The organism is uncultured Umboniibacter sp., assembly GCF_947497555.1.
Lineage (GTDB): Bacteria > Pseudomonadota > Gammaproteobacteria > Pseudomonadales > DSM-25080 > Umboniibacter.
Map to the genome: position 1 here is coordinate 101,002 of NZ_CANMGY010000008.1, position 20,802 is coordinate 121,803.

Genomic DNA, 20,802 nt, shown 5'->3' on the forward strand with positions numbered 1-20,802 from the left:
TAGCTTATGAAGAATAAGCTCAGCTATCCAAGGTTGATTTTAACGGGGATTAGCTTTCTAGCCCTATTCATCATCGGCACTTTTTCACCCTCTGGTACCTTCACGCGTTTTCTACCGTCAGGTGCCAGCTATAATTCAAGCGACCAACAGTGTAGTCAGATTTCCGATGAGCTGGGCCTATTTGTGAACGTCCCTGGTGGCGGATTTACCAAGGCTGAATACCCCGTTTATCCTGAAGAAGGTTCGGCCCACAAAGTATTCGTCTCTCCTTTCCAGCTCCAAGCCCATGAAGTGACTAATTACCAGTTTGCGCGTTTCGTAGCCGAGACAGGCTATTTAACCGAAGCTGAACAACAGAGGGCTGGGCAAGACGGTCAACGCGGCTCTGCTCGCTTCCGTCAACCACAACCATCAAACGCTAATAGTTCCTGGTGGCAACTAGACGAAAGTGTAAGTTGGCGTTCACCGAACGGCATCGAGGATGTTCTCGACCAGAAAGGAAACCACCCGGTAGTCCATATCTCTCTGAACGATGCTCGAGCTTTTGCTTCTTGGGCTGGCGGGCGCATACCAACAGAAGTTGAATGGGAATATGCAGCAAGTCTCGGGATTTTTGACGCCAATGATCCTGAGTCTGGAATAGTGACTCCTGATGGCAAGCCCAGAGCGAATATTTGGAATGGCAGTTTCCCGGCTTCCAATACGGAAGAGGATGGTTATGCTGAGACGGCCCCTGTGGGTTGTTACCAGGCTAATTTAATTGGTGCCTATGACATGATAGGGAATGTCTGGGAATGGACAGAAACCCAATTTTCAGCCGCTAATAACGAAGGCGCACCACGATTTACGATCAAAGGTGGCTCCTATTTATGCAGCAACAACCATTGTCGTCGCTTTCGAAAATCAGCCAGACAGCCCTACGAACAGGATTTTAGTAGTTCACACATCGGCTTTCGAATTGTTAGGGATACCGACTCAGCGATACACTAATCATAACAAGACTTCACCCGGAGATTAAAAGATGAATCGAGCGCTTACAATCGTGACCTTCGCGATTTCAGGATTATTCCTCATTATGGGATTACTCTGGTTAATCTCACCTGCCTTCGTTGGCCAAAGGCTGGGTATGGAACTGCTGCAGGGAACCGGTTTGAGCACGCAAATTGGGGATCTATCCGCTTTCTTCATTACCTTGGGATCTTGCATTTTGGCAGGAGTTATCACTCAAAATAAGATGTGGTTTTACCCTGCTATGATGCTGCTTGGGTTTGCTGCGATTGGCCGAATCCTAGCGTGGTTATTCCACGGTGCAGACCTAGCCACGGATAAGATTGTAGTGGAAGCTTTCCTGGTAGGTTTCCTGTACTTCAATTCGACAAAACTTGCTCCAAGAGGGAATTAAGTATCGTGTCCAAGGTAACTCAGCAACGAGGGGCTTCAAGTAGTTCGCCATCGCCCTTTAAACGGTGGCTAACCTCTAAAATCATGACCTACCTCGGCGGCGAGCAACGACTACTCAAGGTCCGAAAGAGGCGCGAGGCAAAGCGGATAAAGGAAGGCCGTCGGCACGTTATTGAATATTTTCACCAGGTTGATGACGGTTACTCACACCTTGCTCTGCAGCTGCTAGAGAAGTTCAAAGCTCACTATGATGTAGAATTTATCATCCACTTGGTACCGGCCTTACGTGATGATAACTTTCCGGAGCCAGAGCTATGGCAGGAGATGTCCAGAGCGGATGCACAGCGTATTGCCGCCCACTACGGATTAACCTTCAATTGTGCAGAGTCGTTGCCACCGCCAAATTTGGTGGCCAAAGCGTCCTGTATTCTAAGTCATCTCAGTACCGAAGACTTTTACACCAAAGGCCTCTTAGTGAGCGAATGTTTGTGGCGCTGCGATGAAGCAGCCTTAGACAATTTCGCCGAGCAACTCGGAACCGCCTCGAAGCAGCAAGTCACTCACCAGCTCGATCTAGGAAGCGCTCGACGAAAGGCTCTAAAACATTACAGTTCGGCAACATTTTGGTATGAGGGTGAATGGTACTGGGGAGTGGACCGCAGCTACCACTTGGAGCAGCGATTAATCTCTCTTGCGGCGCAGAATCAGCTTCATGACAACAGCATTATTGCTCCTCGCCCTGAAATCGAAACCAATTTTCCAACTAAAGCGAACCAGCTGACTCTAGAGTTTTTTGCGTCGTTAAGAAGCCCTTATACGGCAATGATATGGGATGCTACGTTTAAACTCGCCGAGGACAGCGGTGTCAAATTAGTTGTTCGTCCCGTCCTCCCGATGGTAATGAGGGGCGTGCCAGCAACGCTGGAAAAAGGCTTGTACTTAGCTACGGACGTTGCTCGAGAGGCAAGAACCGTCGGCGCTGATTATGGTAACTTCTATGACCCTATCGGCACGCCAGTTTTGCAGGCATATAGTTTATATATGTGGGCGTTAACACAAGATAAAGGCAACGAATTACTTACTGCTTTTCTTAAGGCTGCCTTCGCAAGAGGCATCAATACCAACCGCCAATCTGGTCTACGCAAAGTCGTAGAGAGTGCCGGATTAACATGGAGCGAAGCGAAACAGCACCTTCATGATGATGATTGGAAAGACCTTTTGGAGGGCAATCGTTTGGCCATGTATCAATTCGGCAGCTGGGGTGTTCCGAGTTACCGATTACTCGATGCAAGTGGTCAGCAAATAATGGGTGTGTGGGGACAAGATAGGTTGTGGCTCGTAGCAAAGAAAATTAGCGAATTGCTCGACTAATAACAAGCTTAACTCGCGACAACCTCGATGCGGCGAATGTCTATCATCATTGAAACTGCCCTAACCACTCCACCGCCAACGCGGGCCATTGATTTGTGCCATCTTCCTCTCGGCCCAAGCCGAAGCCATGACCACCTCGTTGAAAAAGGTGCATCTCTGCTGCAACGCCCTGCTGGGTTAATGCCTCCAAGTAACGAGTGCTCTCGTAATAATGACAAACCTCATCATCCATAGCGTGCACTAAAAAGCTGGGCGGGGCATTGGCTGTAACGCGGTCCAGGAAGCTAAATTGCGCGACTTCCTCAACGCTCATTTCACGGTGAAACAGCGACGCTTCTAGCCAACGTGTGTTCTCCTCATTCATCTGCGTTACGCCGTAAATAAGCAGTGCGAAGTCCGGATTATGCTCAGCCCGCTCACCGTGTTCCAAACTCAACCACGTTGCCAAATGGCTGCCCGCAGAGAAGCCAACCACGCCTATGGCCTCGGGATTTAGCTGGTAGGTGTCAGACAACTGGTGGAGCCGCAGCAAGCCCTGCCGAGCATCGGCTAATGGGACCTCCCAAGGAATATTGGAGTGAATAGGGTTAGGAATACGGTATTTCAAAACGGCTGCATTAATGCCCTGGCTGGCAAAGTACTGCGCCACATCATGACCTTCATGATAAATCGCTTCCACCGTATAACCGCCACCCGGAAAAATGAGTAGCGTCACACCTGTGTTCTCACCTTCTGCCGGGTAAAAGCTCAGGGTTGGCTGGCTCACCTCATAAGCACATTGCACGCCAAAACAATCGGCTTCGAATTCGGTATTTTCGGCATCTAAGGCCATGGGGATAGCACCGTTCCAGAGCGGTATCTCTAATGCTGACAGTGTTGGCTTAGGGCTAAGCTTCGTTAGTTCCGGTTCTTCGGTTTGAGCGCAGGCTGACCAAGCGCCTGCCAAGACCAATATCACCAGAGAAGTTATTCCTCTCGCTACTGTGAACAAATCACCGATTGCCTTAACCAACATGATAGTTATCCCCTTTTATAATTGAGTAACGCTATCAGTCCGCTAATTATGCTGCAAATGGGTAGTTTTCAGCTGCCGATGAATGGAATTCAACCATCCCGACAATTCACGTTATGGGAGCGGTTCGTTACCAACAGATATCACCGCATAACCCTGTGGGTAACTCCTAGGCTTCCCCAAAATACAGTAGTTCAGAGGCATGGTTGGGAAGTAACCAGTGGCTACCGGATGAGAAAATTAATGCCGAAAAAGCAGTCAGATGGTTGTTTTATTAACCAAATCAATACCAATGCATAGGCGACCTCCAATACGGAAGGTCACACTATTGATTGGACTAACATAACTCGAAGAGAGATCTGTCTGAGCGATACACGATGCACATCATGTTAGTATCAAAAATGACCAAACCCTTAAACACCTCTTGGACATGCATTTATCTTGAAGAGCTAGCCCCATAGTGACGCCCTAACCCAGGGCTGGAAAGATGATTCATATTTTCGAATTTGAACAACCTTTCCATAGACCATGGCCGATTTAAATAGCTACTTCGTCGGCATGCTCACGTCAGTGTCTTTTGATGGTGCTTTTTGTTTTCTTGGAGTGGTATAAAATGGCCAGAACAGCTGTTCTTTCCAGTCCGCTCTCAGCATTCCTGAGACACCATAGCGCTCAGGATACTGGCGACTAATTTTCGCCGTACCAAACAGTACATCCCAGAAGAACAATAGATTTCCGTAATTCCCTTTATAGGTGGTAATGCCATCGCTCGGGTCTAGACCGTGGTGGGCTGAATGAGTGGAAGGGGTTGAAATAGTTCGCTCAATCACCCAAGTGATTGGGTTCAACCACGGTCTATTGTACAAAAATCGATCCCACTTCCACTCCGAATGAGCACCAAAGATCACAGCCATTTTTACTACCAAATACACCGCATAAACCTCACCGAGGCCCAAGTAAATCAGTACCCCAGATAGCCATAGCGACGGCATCATCGCGTAGTAGAAGATGTTGTTCCGATAGACAATTCGAATACTCATATACTTACCGTTATGGTGAGCACGATGTAGTTTATAAAGCGGAATGAAGGTGTGAGACATTCGATGCCACCAATATTGCATCATGTCATCAAACACCAGTAGCAACAGTATCTGGAAGGCGATAGCAGTTTCGGCAAGAGCGCTTCGATACTCCGGTAAGATAAACCCTAGTAGATAGCTTACGGTAAAGAGAATGGTGGGTTGGGTTACGGCTACCACCAGCAGGGTGCTAATTGCCTCAACGCGCGCGTCGTCGCTAACTTCACCGTCGCGACGAAGCAATTTACCTCGCCAAGCCTCAAGCAAGGCAAAGCCCGCAAAGATAAAAATAATAATTACTTCAATTTTCATAACCGCCATACTCAAATTTATTATATAGGTTGTCATCCTATCCCGAGACTATGCTATAAAATATATCATTGTATAGATTTAGGAATTTTCATGATTTCAGCCAACCTTTCACCACAGCTTCTACCCATTGAACATCTCAATGCTTTTGAAGACTTTTGCCCTCGCATTAACTATGCAAAGGGGGAGGTAATTCATCAGCGGGATGAGGATAAGCCGGGGTTTTCAATTATCACTCGCGGCAACGTTAAAGTGGGTAATTATGATAAACAGGGCAACTATTTATTGACTCAGGTTCTGGGGGAACTAGAAATCTTCGGGGAGATAACCCTCTTCACCCACTACGCCCGAAGCCATACTGTTGAGGCGCTTTCGGACTGTGAGGTGATTCAAGTAAGCCGCGATAGCTTCGAGTACTACGCCGCTCAGAATCCCTCTATCAGGGATGTAATGCTAACCATGTTGGCGGAAAAATTACGTACCTGCGTGGATCTAATGGATGACCTACGTCATCTCTCGGTCACTCAACGCCTTGCCAAGCTTCTACTAAATTTTGCCTCAGCTAAAGACGCCCCTCACGTGAAATTACGCCAAAGTGATCTGGCCGATCACCTAGGTCTGACGATACTCACCGTACACCGAGCGCTAAAACGACTGGCCAGCGAAGGGCTCATTGAACTGAAATATGGTGGTATAGAAGTCGTCAATGCCTCAGAACTAGCGCGCTTTGCGCAGCGCTAGTGCCGAGTTATTCGCAGAGATCAATCGAAGCGTAAGCGTGTTACACAACCGCTCTTAAACCTTACGATTTCTAGCTCTTAAACCTCACAGCTTCTAGCTGTTAAATTGGTAGAGACTAACTTGGCTATTCACCTGCCCCTCAAGGCGAACTGAACATTCCCCCCACGTACTTGGAATCGTAAAAGCGCCTTGCCCCTGATAGTCGTAGCGTTTGTATTTGCCACTACAGCGAAGTTCAAACGCTGATATCTCACCAGACTCCACCGCAAACTCAAAGACCGGGCGGGAAAGTCGATAAGACCATGTTCCTCGTTCGCTGAGGTCACCCTTAGCGATAAGGTACTCCTGTTCAGCAAGTCGCAGTTCAAGGGTCTCTGCGAGTTCAAGTAAAGAACTTAGTCCCTCCTCGTTCCTCAACTCCCCGGGAATTTTCTCCGCGAGCTCTACTGCATCAAGATACTGTTGGCTATCCAGCATAATTGCGAAGGCTCGCTGAAATAGGATAGTTGTGTTATCCGCGCTCAATCGGTCTGGCCCCCAATCGTTTGCTCCCCAGCTGATTGCCCGCTGATATTCCGAAAGCGCCGAAATGCTATCGCCTTGCTGCTCAAAATTAAGACCACTCAGCAGCCGATAATTCGCTTCCTCATAGAAACTAGTGAGCTCCATTTCGTCAAGCTGACCAACGAACTCCGAAAAGGCGACAAAATCTTCTGCTTTATAAGCTTCAACCGCGTCGTTACTGATGTTCACAAAACGCGACGACCCGCCCTGAGATGAATTCCCAATTTCAAAGGTGAACATATTACTGTTATCACAGGATTCAATAGGTTCACCGTTGAGCATCGCGGGCTCATACTTGCGCTTTAGTGCCGCTTTAAGCGCTTCGCGTTCAAAATGGGAGCTACCACTGGAATCCTCGATCACGGCGTGAGCCACGTTGCCTTCGGTGTCGATGACATAACTCACGGTCGCCCAGCCTTCCCGTTCTCGGCGCAACTCTGTACGTGGGTATCGGGGTGCTACGGGGCGAACGATTTGCGGTTCAATAAATTCGCTAACTGAGCGCGCGACCTCACCGGGTAACACCATGTCCTGAGCCGTTTCAACTTCAGGTCTAGTTTGAGTCGAAGACGTTCCATCGATATTACCGGGCGCCGCTACGGCGGCCGCTATTACAAGTGTTGCAAGCATGTCCAAATTCCTTTTTTATATTTACTCTCGCCTTATCCGACGAATGATTAGTTAGCCTTCAATCCTATCAAGCACCCAAGCCGAAGAACAGGCGTGAATGTTGTCTAATCTCACAGCCCGCTAGACTGAATTAGATGCAGCTCCGTCTGCCGACCTGATAAAAACTCAATGCCTTCACCGTCAAAAAAAGCATCCTCTTCCAACATAATCCGGATGACCTGGCCGTCCCACTCGGGTATTTCAGCACTCACATTAAGCTCAATGGAATAGGCGGTATTCGGATAGATAGGGTAATCCCCGGCTATCGGCACTCCACCCTGTGAATCCCACATCCCAATCGTGGGGCCTGCAGCATGACCATGTAAACCAAGTGGATGAGTGTAAATACTAGGCACTAAGCCCTCAACCTTGGCAGTTGCTAACGAGGAGGCCAAGAGTTCATTACCCGTCACCCCCACCGCAAAGCCAGACATCAGAATATCCTGTAAACGATTGCCCTGCGCCAGGGCATTTTGCAAGCCCGCTGGTGCGGACTGTTCGCCTTCCTTCAGCACATAGGCGTGCTGTTGCTGATCGGTATTAAGGCGCAGATACACAATGCCGAAGTCTACGTGCAACAGATCTCCGGGCTGCACCACATTCTCAGCAACGCCATTACTAAAAGTTTCGATCTGGTCGAAGTCGGCACCGTCGTTACGCTGAAGCGATACGGAGGGATGAAACCAATTGCCTAGGTTTAGTGCCGCCGATTGCTCGCGCAACCACCAGGCAATATCGTCTGTGGTAGTCACTCCTGGTGTAACCACAGCATTCGAAAAGGCCGTAGCAATGAGCTCATGACCTAAACCCACCAGCGATTGAAAGATCTGGACTTCACTGGCACTGCGCGTCTCTAACCACCCCAATGCTAACGGCTGTGCCGAGACAAGCTTGGCGCGCTGAGTAGGCGTTAACGCCTGACTAAACTGTTCGTATTCACTGGCACTCATTCCGTCTGCCAGCGCGAAGTGAGCATCCTTGTTAATCCCAATGGCACCGGGATTCTTAGTTGTAATGACGGCGGCTAAGGCGGCCCACTGATCAGGCTGCTCTTCCTTGTTCCACGCTTGCTCAAATATATTGCCCACGCCATAACGAGACACCGCTAACGCTTCAATCTCGGCGCCGTTGCCGGGGTTATACACCACCAACATAGTGTGTCTTCTGGCCGACATCCAATCGGATGGCAACAGAGTTTTCAGCACCGGATCCTCATTGTACTCGCGCGACATAATGACCCATAGGTCTATCCCCGCTCGCTCCATCACGACCGGCATGACAGTCGCAAAGCGCTCGGCTAATACCGTATCAATGATCTCCGCACGTTCGCGCAAGGTAGGTAGCTGTTCAGCGGTGAATACCATGGGAGCTGTGGCGCGATGAGAACTCGTCACTTCAGCCTGCGCCAAAACGGTTGCAGCACTAATACTCGATACCAACAGAACCGCTGCCAACAGCGTTGAAGTAGCGCGTTGTACAATAGCAATTACCGGCACAGCAACTGCCGCTAACGAAGGGGATAACATTACTTTCATAGGATGGACACTCGCAAACTTTGATGGTGGTGGTAGCCGCATAAATGGGCATCAAGCCAAGCTAATACAAAAAGACTACCACAGGTTGGTGATCAAGCAGCAATACTGAATGGGAAGTAAAAGGGTCGCAGTAGCCTAGCCTATGGGGGAAATAGGCAGGGGTTACGCTACTGCGACAACAGGGGTGAGGCATGTCCTGTGCCAGCACCCATGTAAGGTAGCCCTAACGATCAGTCTTCAATGACTGGCAGTTGGGAAACTTCCGGAATAAAGACATCTGTGATATCAACGTTGAACACATGTGCAATATCAAAAGCCAGCTGCAGTGATGGGCTATGCTTGCCCCGTTCTAGTGCATTAATGGCCTGACGCGATACGCCTAAGCGTTTTGCCAACGTCTCCTGAGACCAGTCTTGCTCGGCCCGCAGCACTTTGATCTTATTCTGCATGGCTATCACGCTTAACCAATAACGCTACCACCAAGCCATGGCAGCCAAAGACTATAGGTAGAATGAATGCCGGGTTCACAGCAGGTACATCGAATTTATACATCAACATACCGTAGGTGTAGGAAACGAAGCACAGGGTTCCCAATATCCACATAAAGGCTTCGCCTATCCGCCCCCGCATATATTCATCCTGACGCAGATAATAGCGGCGATAAATTGCGAACGCCCAGAACAGCGGCAAGATAGGGATTAGCGTGATCATCACCTTAGGTATTAGTGATAACTCTGTTGTGGCCATAATCACTGACTGAATTCCCATCAGGATTAGAAACAATCCCATGGACATTGCGAACTGTGGCTTACAGTTTTTAATTCTATTGATCATATCCATTGATACATCCTCGTTTACATTGGGGGAGAGCTCGAAAACTCAGTAATGTTCCCGCTTTTCGTGTCGGGCATGATTTACATTATGTCAGTAAAACCTTACATGTCAAGTTATCTTTACATAATGTAATGAAGTCATTACTAATCGAGGTCTACATGATGGCATTTTAAGTTTTTAAAGTGGACTTCCTCGGCCGAAGTGAACTGGCACCAACCCCCTTCCCACACTCCCACTAACGTTGAGCGGAAACAAAAATAGGCCACAGTAAACGCTGTGACCTATTAATTAAATTACCACTCTTCAAACCGCTAATAGGCTAAATATTCATTCACTTCAGCGCCATCAACAGCATTTGAAAAGTCTTAAGACTGCAGATCAAACCTATCTGCATTCATGACCTTGGTCCACGCCGAGACAAAGTCTGCAACAAACTTAGTCTTCGCATCATCAGCGGCATAAACCTCGGCTAAGGCACGTAACTGAGAATTTGAGCCGAACACCAAGTCAGCGCGGCTTGCACTCCACTGTTGCTGGCCAGTTGCTCGATCCGTTCCACTGAAGGTTTCCGCATCACGTGATGTGGGGCTCCATTCAACGTCCATATCCGTGATGTTGATAAAGAAGTCATTGGATAGTACGCCTACCTGTTTGGTTAGTACGCCCAAATCCGAATGTTCAAAGTTTGCACCCAAAACTCGTAGACCACCTACTAGCACCGTCATTTCCGGGGCACTAAGCCCAAGCAGTTGTGCCCGGTCTAACAGTAATTCTTCGGTAGCCACCGAGAAGGATTGCTGACGGTAGTTTCTGAAGCCATCAGCTGCCGGCTCCAGCAAGGCGAACTGTTCAATGTCAGTCTGCTCCTGAGACGCATCAACACGTCCTGAGCTAAAGGGCACCGAAACCTCAACACCTGCCGCTCCCGCCGCTTTTTCAATGGCAACAACACCACCTAGTACAATGAGATCTGCCATCGATACGCTGGTGCTACTGGCAGCTTGAACGTCAGCGAGTGCCGCCAATACCTTAGCCAATTGCTCCGGCTGGTTTACCGCCCAGTCCTTCTGCGGTGCTAAGCGAATTCGTGCACCGTTGGCACCGCCACGGTAGTCCGAACCACGGTAGGTAGAGGCAGAAGACCAAGCCGTATACACCAACTCAGAGACACTTAGGCCGGTTGCGAGGATAGCCGCCTTAAGTTCAGCAACCTGAGCCGAGGTTAACGTTTCACCTTTGCTCTTTGGAAGCGGGTCCTGCCAGAGGAGATCTTCCGCCGGAACCTCATCACCCAGATAGCGAACCTTCGGCCCCATATCACGGTGAGTCAGCTTGAACCAAGCGCGAGCAAAGGCATCGGCAAACTCGGCCGGATTCTGGTGGAAGCGCTCCGCAATGACTCGGTAGGCGGGATCTAGCTTCAACGCCATATCGGCAGTCGTCATCATCAAACCCACGCGTTTTGCATCATCTTCAGCATCCGGCGCTTTGTCTTTATCAGCCAAGCCTACCGCGGCCCACTGCTGAGCACCCGCTGGACTCTTAACAAGCTCCCATTCATAGCCAAAGAGCACGTCAAAATAACCGTTATCCCACTGCGTTGGGTTGGCAGTCCAAGCCCCCTCAATACCACTGGTGATGGTGTCCGAGCCTTTACCGCTGGCATAGCTATTGCGCCAGCCAAAACCCATTTCTTCCATGGCTGCGCCCTCGGGCTCAGGACCTAGGTTAGAATCCGGTGCGGCACCGTGGGCCTTACCAAAGGTGTGACCACCTGCTACCAACGCTACGGTGTCGTAATCATTCATCCCCATGCGGGCGAAGGTATCGCGTACATCATGGGCTGATGCCAGTGGATCTGGATTGCCATCTGGGCCCTCTGGGTTCACGTAAATTAGCCCCATCTGCACAGCCGCTAAGGGTGCTTCGAGCTCTCGCTCGCCCTGGTAACGATTGTTACCCAACCACTCGGCTTCCTTACCCCAATACACATCTTCTTCTGGCTCATAGATATCAGCACGACCACCGCCGAAACCAAAGGTTGGTAGCCCCATGGACTCAATGGCCACGTTACCCGCAAGGATGAACAGGTCAGCCCACGAAAGCTTGGCACCATACTTCTTCTTTACTGGCCACAGGAGGCGGCGAGCTTTATCGAGGTTGCCGTTGTCGGGCCAACTGTTGAGTGGCGCGAAACGTTGGTTACCGGTGTTTGCACCACCGCGGCCATCGGCGCTGCGATAGGTACCCGCTGCATGCCACGCCATACGGATCATGAAGGGACCATAGTGACCGTAATCGGCTGGCCACCAATCCTGAGAGTCCGTCATCAGTGCAGTTAAATCTGCCTTCACTTCACTCAGTTCCAACGAGCTAAATGCTTTGGCGTAATCAAACTGTTCGCCCATAGGGTTGGAGGTGCGATTGTGCTGGTGCAAAATCTTTAGGTTTAACTGGTTGGGCCACCAATCTTGGTTCTTGGTTGCGCTACCCCCGGCACGAGTATTCCCACCGTGCATAAATGGGCACTTAGCTGCGGTATCTTTCTCATTGGACATATCATTCTCCTGGGCAGTTAACTCTGCGATTTAATTCATTGCGATAAGTGTAGTAGCCAACTCAAATAAGTTTAAATCAATTAAAATCATAGAATTGATAGTTAAATACTATTCAATGAGATCGCAGGCGAAAGCGCGGTGTCTTCATCGGGAGAGTGATTAAATCTTGCGTTAATAACCTATTTGAGTCGCTATCCCTTTCACGTTATGGTCTTAGTCTTTGTGCGTTTTTATAAGGGAATTGGCTATGAAAAACCTCTTTGTAGGCCTGATGACAGCCGTCATGGTTACGGCTTGCTCACCAGCGGAACAGCAGAGCAGTGATACCAGTAATCAAGCGGGCACGGATTTCTCGCTGGATTACGAGTACTACCAGCTTGATAACGGCTTGAACGTCATTTTGCACCGCGATGACTCGGATCCTATTGTGGCCGCTGCGACCATTATTCATGTAGGTTCATCACGTGAAGAAACGGGTAGAACGGGCTTCGCGCATCTGTTTGAGCACATGGCATTTAATGATTCCGAAAACGTGCCGCGCGGTGCTAACCGCCAGATGATTGAAGAGCTAGGTGGCTCCCGTAATGGTGGCACCTGGAGTGATGGCACCATTTACTACGAAGTTGTCCCCAAGGACGCCATTGAAAAGCTAATGTGGATTGATTCCGATCGCTTTGGCTACATGATCAACACCGTTACCGAATCGGCGCTAGAGCGCGAGAAACAGGTAGTTAAAAACGAGAAGCGCCAGCGTGTTGACAACCAACCCTATGGCCACACCGGCGCCATTATTCGCCGTGCACTCTACCCCGCAGGCCACCCCTATTCTTGGACGGTCATTGGTGAACTTGAAGACTTACAGGCGGCGACCTTAGCCGATGTTCGCGAGTTCTACGATCGCTACTATGGCCCATCTAATGCCACCTTGGTGATTGCGGGTGATATTGATATTGAGGAAACCAAAGCGCTGGTCGAAACCTGGTTTGGTGAAATTCCGGCCGGTCAGGATATCAGTGACTTAGCCCCAATGCCGGTAAGCTTAGATGAATCTAAGCGCCTGTCGCACCTTGATAATTTCGCCCGGCTACCTGAGCTGCGTATCACCATCCCAACGGTGGAGGAATATCACCCGGACAGCTATGCACTGGAAGCCTTGGCTCAGTTGTTAGCCGATGGTAAGCGCGCCCCACTCTATCGCCATGTAGTGGAAGAAGACGGCTTAGCGCCGGGTGTCCGAGCCAGTCAAAATAGCAGTGAGCTAGCTGGTGAGTTCTCGATAGCGGTTCGTGGTAACGCCGGCGTTGCCCTAGATGATGTTAGCGCCTCCATTGATCGCGCCCTGGCGGACTTCGAACAAAACGGTTTTGATGACCGCGATCTTGAGCGTATTAAAGCGGGCTTAGAAACCTCATTCTACCAAGGTGTTTCATCGGTATTAAACAAAGCCTTCCAGTTGGCAACCTATGCGGAATACGCCGGTGACCCGGGTTACTTCCAGACAGACATCCAGCGTATTCAAGCGGTCACGCGTGAGGATGTGCTGCGCGTTTATAACACCTATGTGAAAGACGCCAATGCCATTTACACCAGCGTGGTGCCGAAGGCAGCGCCGGAACTAGTACTTGCTGGTTCAGTAGATGCCGGTATTGTCGAAGAAGCCATTGTGGCCGGCGCGGAGCCGACCTTCGATGACAGCGAAGCGGACTACGAACGAACCGTTACCGTGCATGACCGCAGCGAACCACCGCTGGGCCCAATGCCGGAGATTAAAACCCCGGTAGTGAGTGATAACCTTGCCGAGAATGGTGTGCGTTTACTCAACATTGAGTCCAATGAGCTACCACTGTTCAACTTCGAGCTCTACATCCCCGGCGGTGTCTGGCTAGAGGATGATAGCGACTATGGTGTCAACGCCCTCACCGCAAGTTTGATGAACGAAGGTACCGCCATGCGGACCCCGGCAGAACTGGAAGACGATATCGGTCTGCTAGGTTCGTCGCTAAGTATCAATTCGTCCATGGACGGCATCATCCTTCGCGGCAGCGGCTTAGCCCGCAACTTCGAAGACACCTTGGCGATTGCGTCTGAAATGCTGCAATCACCGCGCTTTGAGCAAGCGGACTTTGACCGCCTAAAGCAGCAAACGCTAACGCGCATTCAAGCCAGTGAAACCTCGCCCATGAGCATCGCATCACGCGCTGCCTTTGCGACCCTATATCCCGCTGACTTCCGTGCGGCCACACCAACCGTAGGTACTTCGGAGACTGTTGGCAATCTTGAACTGGCTGACGTACAGGCTTTCTACCAACAGGCGATTCGCCCGAACAACGCTGCCTTTAGTGTTGCGGGAGCCCTAGATAGCGAGCGAGTGCAACGTGCCTTTAACAGCCAATTTGGTAGTTGGACTGCCGCGGCAGACACTAGCGATCAAAGCAATGGGCAAAGCGAAGCACCCGTCGCGGCAGCAACCGAACTCCCTAACTGGGTATTCGTGGATCTGCCCGATGCCAAGCAATCGGTGCTGTTCATGGCCGCTCAGGGACCATCATCTTACTCTTCGGATGAGTACGATTTGGATGTTGCTATCAACCGCCTAGGTGGTGGTAGTAGTGCACAGTTATTCCAAACCCTACGTATTCAATTAGGCTATACCTACGGCGCGTATGCCACGGTCTATGGCGGGCGCTACAACGGTCCGGCTTTGGCCTATAGCAGTGTTCGCGCTAATGTCACATCAGAGGCTATGGAAGTTTTTCAAGGGCTGATTGAAGGCTATGACGCTCAGTTTAGCGAAGCCGATTTAGCGACTACGCAGAACATTCTGATTAAATCACAGACTCGTGCCTATGAAAGCTTGGGGCAGAAAACGGGGATGCTATCGGAGATGGCGCGCTACAACCGCACTAGCGATTATGTGTCGGCACGTCAGAACCGTGTTGCCAACATGAGCACTGACCGAGTAAGTGAACTGCTAAACCAGTACCTACCACAGGACAAACTGCTGTATGTGATTGTGGGTGATAAAGCCACTCAGTACGATACGCTGGTTGAACAGCTGGGCGAACCACGTGAGCTTGATCGATGGGGACAGCCAGTGGAGTAATTACCACTCGGGGCGTATCACCTAGCCCACCTAAACATCCTTCAAAGGAAAGCAGAATGCCCTCTTAGCGAGGGCATTTTTATAACTCCTTTTTGTTTTTTTGGGGGGGCGGCCCCGACTGTCTTCGCCATCTTGGGGGGACTATGAAGACTGTCTATGCCGCCGTTGTTAAACGATGAAGCGCGATTACTCTGCTTTGGTCGCTTCGGCCAATAGCATTAACTTCACGCTAGCAACCAGATCAAAGTCCATTGCCGCAACAATAGCGTGCATCACAATGAGTAGAGATTTGTATTCATAGTCATGGGCCTCAATGTAATCCTTTGCAGCGGAGTAGCCCTGCGCTCTGAACACACCCATTAAATCAACGGCGCGCTCTTCGCGAGTAATGGGGCGCTCAACTGGCGTCACACCCAGTTGCTCCACCGTCTTCTCCGCTAGTGTCCAGACTGACCACGGATTTTGTCCCGTAATGACATTACCGTCAGCGACCACCATGTTGAGGTAGTCAGAGGTGGACGCAAAGGTCGCACCCTGCTCCTTCAGACCATCTTCCAAGAGAAAACCAAACACCTGCTCGGCTTCAGGAATCAGCAGTAGCTCTTCACTATTGGTGAAGGAGGTGACTGACTTACCCGCCAAGAGATTAGTGCCGTCCGGCAGTGACACATTCAATAGCGCCGCAGGGCCATGACATACCGCCGCAATGACTCCGCCCTGGCTATACATGTCGGCGGTGAAAGACTTAATTGCTAAGTTGTCCACAAAGTCGAACATCGTCCCTTTGCCACCCACGAAGTAAACGGCGTCATAATCGGCGGGGTTCAAGTCATCGATGACCAAGGTATTCTGTAGCTGAGCTTGAATCTCAGGGTGATTAAGGAAGGCGTAGCTATAGTGCTCCATATCATCTTTGTCCAAGATCATAGGTGCATCGCCGCCCTGCGTACTGGCGATATCTACCTCAAAGCCGTTGACGCTGAATACCCAGTAAGCTCTTGCCAGTTCCGTGAGCTCATAGCCAGTGCGCTTACCGCTGGTGCCCATTTCATCCACACTGGTTACTACCGCCAAGATACGGCCATTGGTTTCGCCGGTAGCCGCAGCTAGGTAGGGAATATCCTGCGCTTGGCTATCCTCAAAGTTTTCCAAGCCAGTGTCTGGGACGAAGCTCAAAATCCAGAGAATGGGTGCCGCAATGAGGACGGCTAATACACCCAAGGTTACAGCACTGCGAATAGCAATTTTTTTAATGTTCATAATTATGATCTCCAATTTATGTACCGCTAACTTAACCAAGTGGCGGTAAAATCGGAGTCAATTAATGTGAAAAACTATTTCGAACTCGGAATCGTTGAGCTTTAGCTCCGTTGTTAGCGCTAATTTCTCTGCAATTCGGCGCACCAAATACAAGCCCTGACCCACGCCAGAGCTATTGTCGTTGCGAACGCCTGGCGCCATGACATTGGTCTGCTTTAGCGGCGTAGTTTGATTGCGGAAGGAAAGCTTACTGGCCGATACCTCAATGTACAGGTGGGGCAAGTTAGCATGGCGGATAGCGTTTTGGATGAGATTGAGAAACAGTAATTTGCTCAGTACCCTATTGCCGTTGATCACCAGCGAGTGATCACCGCTGAGATCAATGGAGAACTCACCCGACAAAACCTGCGGTTGTTCAATCGCCAACTGCTCAATACAGCCCATGACATTGATAGTTTCCTGGGCCAGCGATTCCTCTCTTGCCAGTGCTAAGAGTACCTCAATGGTATTGGCAAGGTCTGCATTAATCCGTTCAAGCTGGTCGACCTCCGTGGCGGTTAATGCTCTCTCGTTAGCCATCACAAGAAGGTTATTAAAAGCCGTAAGCGGTGTTTTCAGTTCGTGCCCCACATCGGTAGTGAAATCGCGCTCGCGCTGAAGGATTCGTTCAATTTTACTAAAGCTGGCCTCGAACGTGGTGGCCAATGCATTGAGCTCGAAGGGGAGCTGAGGCATAGGACTTGCAGCGTTTGCCCGCTGGCTAACCGCGGCCGATAAATCCAATACGGGCTTAGTTACTCGATTAGCAATTTTTAGCGCCACGAATACCGCCACCAGCGTGAGGAGAACAAACACAAAGACAAACACCACGAACGCCCCAGGTGAATTGGAAACGACCAGCATGCGTGAGACTTCCACTACCAGCACCCGTAGCTCGCCGTCAGATGTTTGCAGTACGCCATTGCGAATACCCTGAGGTGAATCCCGCAGGCTTAAATGCTGAAAGTGGTAGTGATCATTGGTGCCCGTAAACAGCTCGCCATAGCGACTGCTTAAAACTCTTTCCCGCCACTGCGGTGGCAGCTCACTCGCCTTGGTAAAGAGCTGCTGCTGAGCGCTGAGCTGGGGTTGCTCGCCGCGCTGCAGCGAGGTCTCAATACTCTGGGCCTGCTCGTTGACCAAACGACTAATAATGGCATCTTCAACAATGTAGGCGGTGACGACACCTACCGCCAAGAACAGCAGCGAGGACACTAGGGTAAAGGAAACCAACCAGCCGGTAGTATAGCCGCGTAGGCCTTTAGCTTTAAACATTGGCGACCTCTAATCGGTAGCCCAAGCTTTGAACCGTAGCTAACATGGGCGTTGCGAAGGGTTTATCTAATACCTGGCGCAGAGCATAGATATGGGCTTTAAGCGGGTCACTGTTCGGCACTTCATCCGGCCAGATCTCCGCCACCAACTGGGATTTCGAAACCGGCTTGGGATAGGCTCTGGCCAACTGAAGAAGGATACTAAAGCCAATCTTGGTGAACTTTAGCGGTTGGTCCTGACGCGTCACCTCATGGCTGACGGCATCAATACACAGATCGCCCAAACTAAGCTGCTTGGACTGATAGAGTTGTTTGCGTCGGAGTAAAGCTTGGCAGCGCAGTGGAAGCTCGCGCAGGTCATAGGGTTTCACCAAATAGTCATCAGCGCCGTGGTTAAAGCCCTGGGCCTTATCCTCAAAACTATTCCGCGCTGTCACCATGAGAATGGCAGGCTCAACCCTGGCATTAGCTTTGATCTGCGCACAGAGATCTACGCCGTCGCCATCGGGGAGGTTGAGATCCAAGAGGATGACATCGAAGCTATCGGCCACTGCTAACTCGTAGCCCTGACTAGCATTACGGGCGAAATCGACCTCCCAGCCCAACCCCGTTAGGAACTCGATAACCTGGGTAGCAATTTCAATATTGTCTTCAACCAATAGGATTTTCATAGCCACTCTTTACACACAACTTCATCAGGGCAGATTTAGTTGTACCATGCGGGGAGTAAAATCCAAGTCAATTCTTGCCACGAGTCGAAAAATGATGGGTGTGTAACGAGTGGTATGAATCCAGTGGCGCTATCAACACAGGGCAAGTTAAGCTAATCAAGTAAGAGGTTTACTGAGCCGTTCGGTCATTTTTTGGACTTTCAATCATGCCGAGTCTCAGCAAATTCTACCTAATTATTAAGGCAGAAGACGTTGATCTGATATAAGCTGCACCCAGAAATAGATTCAGGAGTTAGTTCATGCAAGTAATATTTTCTCACGGTAAAGAAAGCGGCCCTTGGGGCTCGAAGATTAAGGCTTTGGCCGAGATTGCCAAAACAGCTGGCCATGACGTTGAGTCCATTGACTACTCTCACACCCAAGACGCCGATGAACGCGCCGCTATCCTCGGCAGATACTTGCCTACCGTAGACGATAATGTGCTGTTAGTCGGCTCTAGCATGGGCGGTTACGTATCCATCCGTAATGCGAACGTTCCTAAGGTAAAGGGACTATTCCTTCTCGCACCGGCATTGTATATCCCCGGCTATGAGCTTCAGGAGTACTTCTACCCACACAACATTGATATTGTGCATGGCTGGTCCGATGAAGTTATTCCCTATCAGAACTCCATGAAATACGCCGCGGGTAATAATGTAAACCTCCACTTGATTGAAGGCGATCACCGTTTAAACAGCTCGCTAGATACCGTTTCTAGGTTGTTTGAAGCCTTCCTAGCGCAGTGGGGCTAATCGACAACATTGGTGGGTTTTTGGTACTAGCAAATGCTTTTAACCCACCTAACTGGCCACTACAGATTTCAAACCTAAATATTTAACAAATGGTTCGAAATCTCGGTCAGTAAAGAGTAATGGAATACCCTCGTTTATACAGTAGGACGCGATGACGATGTCATTCGTCTTGCGTACCGTAATACCTTTAGTCCGAAGAAAACAGAAATGCTCGGAAGCTCTAAGAGCCTGAGGCGTACCCAGCATTTCATGTTGCTCGAGAAGTAATAGGTTAGCTTTTGCCAATTTATAGTCGTAGCTCTTTCGAAAACCCTGGAGTATCTCCACTAGTATTAAGTCTCCCATCACCACCACATCGTCGTTCAGAGCCTCATCGAGCCTCTCAGTTTCTAGAGAGTGAATACCATTGAGATAATCAATCCAGACACTGGAATCTGCCAGTATCATGTGGCCCCGCGCATCTCATCGAGGTTACCCTCCCAGGTTAACTTTCCTCTAAGCTTACGAATGCTCTGTTGCTTTCGCTGTTGAACAATTAGTTTCAGCGCTTCTTCGACAACTTCTCGCTTAGTGCGCAGACCAGTGGCCTGCAGAGCGCTCAGCATTAAATCATCGTCAATCACTATGTTGGTACGCATATAACCATCTCAATGATACACATAAATTAAATAATCATACACATTATAGGTGCTAATTTAATTCTCAGCAACGCCCTATTTGAGGGATAATCTCTTCTTAATTGAATGCCCAACAATATCGTGTTGCTGCCGTGTTAAGTCGCGTCTCGCCAGTCTCTTCTCCGTGGGCTAAAATGCCCTCACAGGCTGGGCCCAGATGGCACCGGCAACCAAAGCACCTACTGTCAGTGAGGACCATGCCCCTAGATACCCAACGGTTGGATAAATTCCTCAGCCAACAGCTTTCCCTCAACCAGCATGATGTGCGGCTATTACTGGCGCGCAACCTGGTGCAGGTTGATGGGCAAGTAGTCAGCCAACGCGCGCTGCGTATTAATCGCTTCTCCCGTATTGAGGTGGAGGGTACGGTGTTGCAGGCAAATATCCCTTACTACTACATGCTCAACAAGCCCGATGGCGTGGTGTCCGCCACCGTTGATGCACAACACCCTACCGCCTTGGATCTACTCACCGTACCCCACAAGGCTGAACTGCATATTGCCGGGCGCTTGGACCTTCACTCCACTGGGTTGCTCCTCTTTACCAATGACAGCCGATGGTCCGAAGCCCTGGCGCATCCCAACAATAAGATAGCTAAACACTACCGCGTGGGTGTCGCCAAGCCACTGGATGAAGGGTATGTTCAAGCCTTTGCCGAGGGCATGCACTTCCCCTTTGAGGACGTCGTCACGCAACCCGCCAAGTTGCAAATAGTGTCCGAATACCAGGCGGACGTGTGGCTAAAGGAAGGAAAGTATCATCAGATAAAGCGGATGTTTGGGCGGTTTCGCAACCCAGTAACGGCTCTGCACCGATTGAGTATTGGTGAGATTGTGTTGGACGCCGAGCTGGCGCCTGGGCAGTCGCGAGCGTTAACCCAGGACGAGGTTAACAGTGTGCGTAGGATAGGGTAG

The 20,802-nt window shown here is 50.1% G+C and carries 19 protein-coding genes; 7 read left to right on the top strand and 12 right to left on the bottom strand.

Going from position 1 to position 20,802, the window contains the following annotated elements:
• Positions 1–6: 6 nt before the first annotated feature.
• Genes Q0698_RS10305 through Q0698_RS10315 form a run of 3 tightly spaced genes read left to right on the top strand, consistent with a single transcriptional unit; the run spans position 7 to position 2,772 of the window.
• A complete protein-coding gene (locus tag Q0698_RS10305; protein ID WP_298636426.1) occupies positions 7–990 on the top strand; it encodes an SUMF1/EgtB/PvdO family nonheme iron enzyme in 984 nt (327 codons plus the stop codon).
• 31 nt (positions 991–1,021) lie between these two features.
• Entirely contained in the window at positions 1,022–1,402 is a 381-nt protein-coding gene (locus tag Q0698_RS10310) for a hypothetical protein (RefSeq protein ID WP_298636427.1), read from the top strand.
• Between the two features lie 5 nt (positions 1,403–1,407).
• A complete protein-coding gene (locus tag Q0698_RS10315) occupies positions 1,408–2,772 on the top strand; it encodes a DsbA family protein (protein WP_298636428.1) in 1,365 nt (454 codons plus the stop codon).
• A 46-nt stretch (positions 2,773–2,818) separates the two neighbouring features.
• On the opposite strand, the gene Q0698_RS10320 is transcribed toward Q0698_RS10315, so the two are convergent.
• Together Q0698_RS10320 and Q0698_RS10325 are read right to left on the bottom strand one after the other, a co-directional pair.
• Positions 2,819–3,787, bottom strand: coding sequence for an alpha/beta hydrolase (locus Q0698_RS10320; protein ID WP_298636429.1), 969 nt, complete (start codon positions 3,785–3,787; stop codon positions 2,819–2,821).
• Positions 3,788–4,329: 542 nt separating this feature from the next.
• Positions 4,330–5,175, bottom strand: coding sequence for a sterol desaturase family protein (locus tag Q0698_RS10325; protein ID WP_298636430.1), 846 nt, complete (start codon positions 5,173–5,175; stop codon positions 4,330–4,332).
• A 90-nt stretch (positions 5,176–5,265) separates the two neighbouring features.
• Between Q0698_RS10325 and Q0698_RS10330 the strand changes: the two genes are divergently transcribed.
• Entirely contained in the window at positions 5,266–5,913 is a 648-nt protein-coding gene (locus Q0698_RS10330; protein WP_298636431.1) for a Crp/Fnr family transcriptional regulator, read from the top strand.
• 93 nt (positions 5,914–6,006) lie between these two features.
• On the opposite strand, the gene Q0698_RS10335 is transcribed toward Q0698_RS10330, so the two are convergent.
• The 5 genes from Q0698_RS10335 to katG form a co-directional block, all read right to left on the bottom strand.
• Positions 6,007–7,107 carry an energy transducer TonB gene (locus Q0698_RS10335; protein ID WP_298636432.1) on the bottom strand — a complete coding sequence of 367 codons (1,101 nt, stop codon included), beginning with the start codon at positions 7,105–7,107 and terminating at the stop codon, positions 6,007–6,009.
• A 110-nt stretch (positions 7,108–7,217) separates the two neighbouring features.
• Positions 7,218–8,681, bottom strand: a complete 1,464-nt coding sequence (locus Q0698_RS10340) for a M24 family metallopeptidase (RefSeq protein ID WP_298636433.1) — start codon at positions 8,679–8,681, stop codon at positions 7,218–7,220.
• Positions 8,682–8,911: 230 nt separating this feature from the next.
• Entirely contained in the window at positions 8,912–9,130 is a 219-nt protein-coding gene (locus tag Q0698_RS10345) for a helix-turn-helix transcriptional regulator (RefSeq protein WP_298636434.1), read from the bottom strand.
• Positions 9,120–9,521, bottom strand: coding sequence for a hypothetical protein (locus Q0698_RS10350; protein WP_298636435.1), 402 nt, complete (start codon positions 9,519–9,521; stop codon positions 9,120–9,122). The genes Q0698_RS10345 and Q0698_RS10350 overlap by 11 nt, the downstream gene beginning before the upstream one ends.
• Before the next feature lie 359 nt (positions 9,522–9,880).
• Entirely contained in the window at positions 9,881–12,073 is a 2,193-nt protein-coding gene (gene katG / locus Q0698_RS10355; protein WP_298636436.1) for a catalase/peroxidase HPI, read from the bottom strand.
• 247 nt (positions 12,074–12,320) lie between these two features.
• On the opposite strand from katG, the gene Q0698_RS10360 reads away from it, so the two are divergent.
• On the top strand, positions 12,321–15,176 hold the full coding sequence (locus tag Q0698_RS10360) for a pitrilysin family protein (RefSeq protein ID WP_298636437.1): 2,856 nt from the start codon (positions 12,321–12,323) through the stop codon (positions 15,174–15,176).
• Positions 15,177–15,362: 186 nt separating this feature from the next.
• On the opposite strand, the gene Q0698_RS10365 is transcribed toward Q0698_RS10360, so the two are convergent.
• From Q0698_RS10365 to Q0698_RS10375, 3 genes are read right to left on the bottom strand one after another with little or no spacing between them, the layout of a single operon-like run.
• Entirely contained in the window at positions 15,363–16,436 is a 1,074-nt protein-coding gene (locus Q0698_RS10365) for a type 1 glutamine amidotransferase domain-containing protein (RefSeq protein WP_298636438.1), read from the bottom strand.
• A 57-nt stretch (positions 16,437–16,493) separates the two neighbouring features.
• Positions 16,494–17,750: a HAMP domain-containing sensor histidine kinase gene (locus tag Q0698_RS10370; RefSeq protein WP_298636439.1), complete on the bottom strand. Its 1,257-nt coding sequence runs from the start codon at positions 17,748–17,750 to the stop codon at positions 16,494–16,496.
• Entirely contained in the window at positions 17,743–18,420 is a 678-nt protein-coding gene (locus Q0698_RS10375; RefSeq protein ID WP_298636440.1) for a response regulator transcription factor, read from the bottom strand. Before Q0698_RS10375 ends, Q0698_RS10370 begins: the two co-directional genes overlap by 8 nt.
• 299 nt (positions 18,421–18,719) lie before the next feature.
• Here Q0698_RS10375 and Q0698_RS10380 point away from each other — a divergent pair, with 299 nt between their 5' ends.
• Positions 18,720–19,211: a YqiA/YcfP family alpha/beta fold hydrolase gene (locus Q0698_RS10380; protein ID WP_298636441.1), complete on the top strand. Its 492-nt coding sequence runs from the start codon at positions 18,720–18,722 to the stop codon at positions 19,209–19,211.
• Positions 19,212–19,259: 48 nt separating this feature from the next.
• On the opposite strand, the gene Q0698_RS10385 is transcribed toward Q0698_RS10380, so the two are convergent.
• Both Q0698_RS10385 and Q0698_RS10390 read right to left on the bottom strand, forming a co-directional pair.
• The gene (locus Q0698_RS10385; protein WP_298636442.1) at positions 19,260–19,658 is read right to left on the bottom strand and encodes a PIN domain nuclease; all 399 of its coding nucleotides are present in this window, start codon (positions 19,656–19,658) and stop codon (positions 19,260–19,262) included.
• A complete protein-coding gene (locus Q0698_RS10390) occupies positions 19,655–19,849 on the bottom strand; it encodes a type II toxin-antitoxin system VapB family antitoxin (protein WP_298636444.1) in 195 nt (64 codons plus the stop codon). Before Q0698_RS10390 ends, Q0698_RS10385 begins: the two co-directional genes overlap by 4 nt.
• Before the next feature lie 101 nt (positions 19,850–19,950).
• Here Q0698_RS10390 and Q0698_RS10395 point away from each other — a divergent pair, with 101 nt between their 5' ends.
• A complete protein-coding gene (locus tag Q0698_RS10395; RefSeq protein WP_298636445.1) occupies positions 19,951–20,802 on the top strand; it encodes a pseudouridine synthase in 852 nt (283 codons plus the stop codon).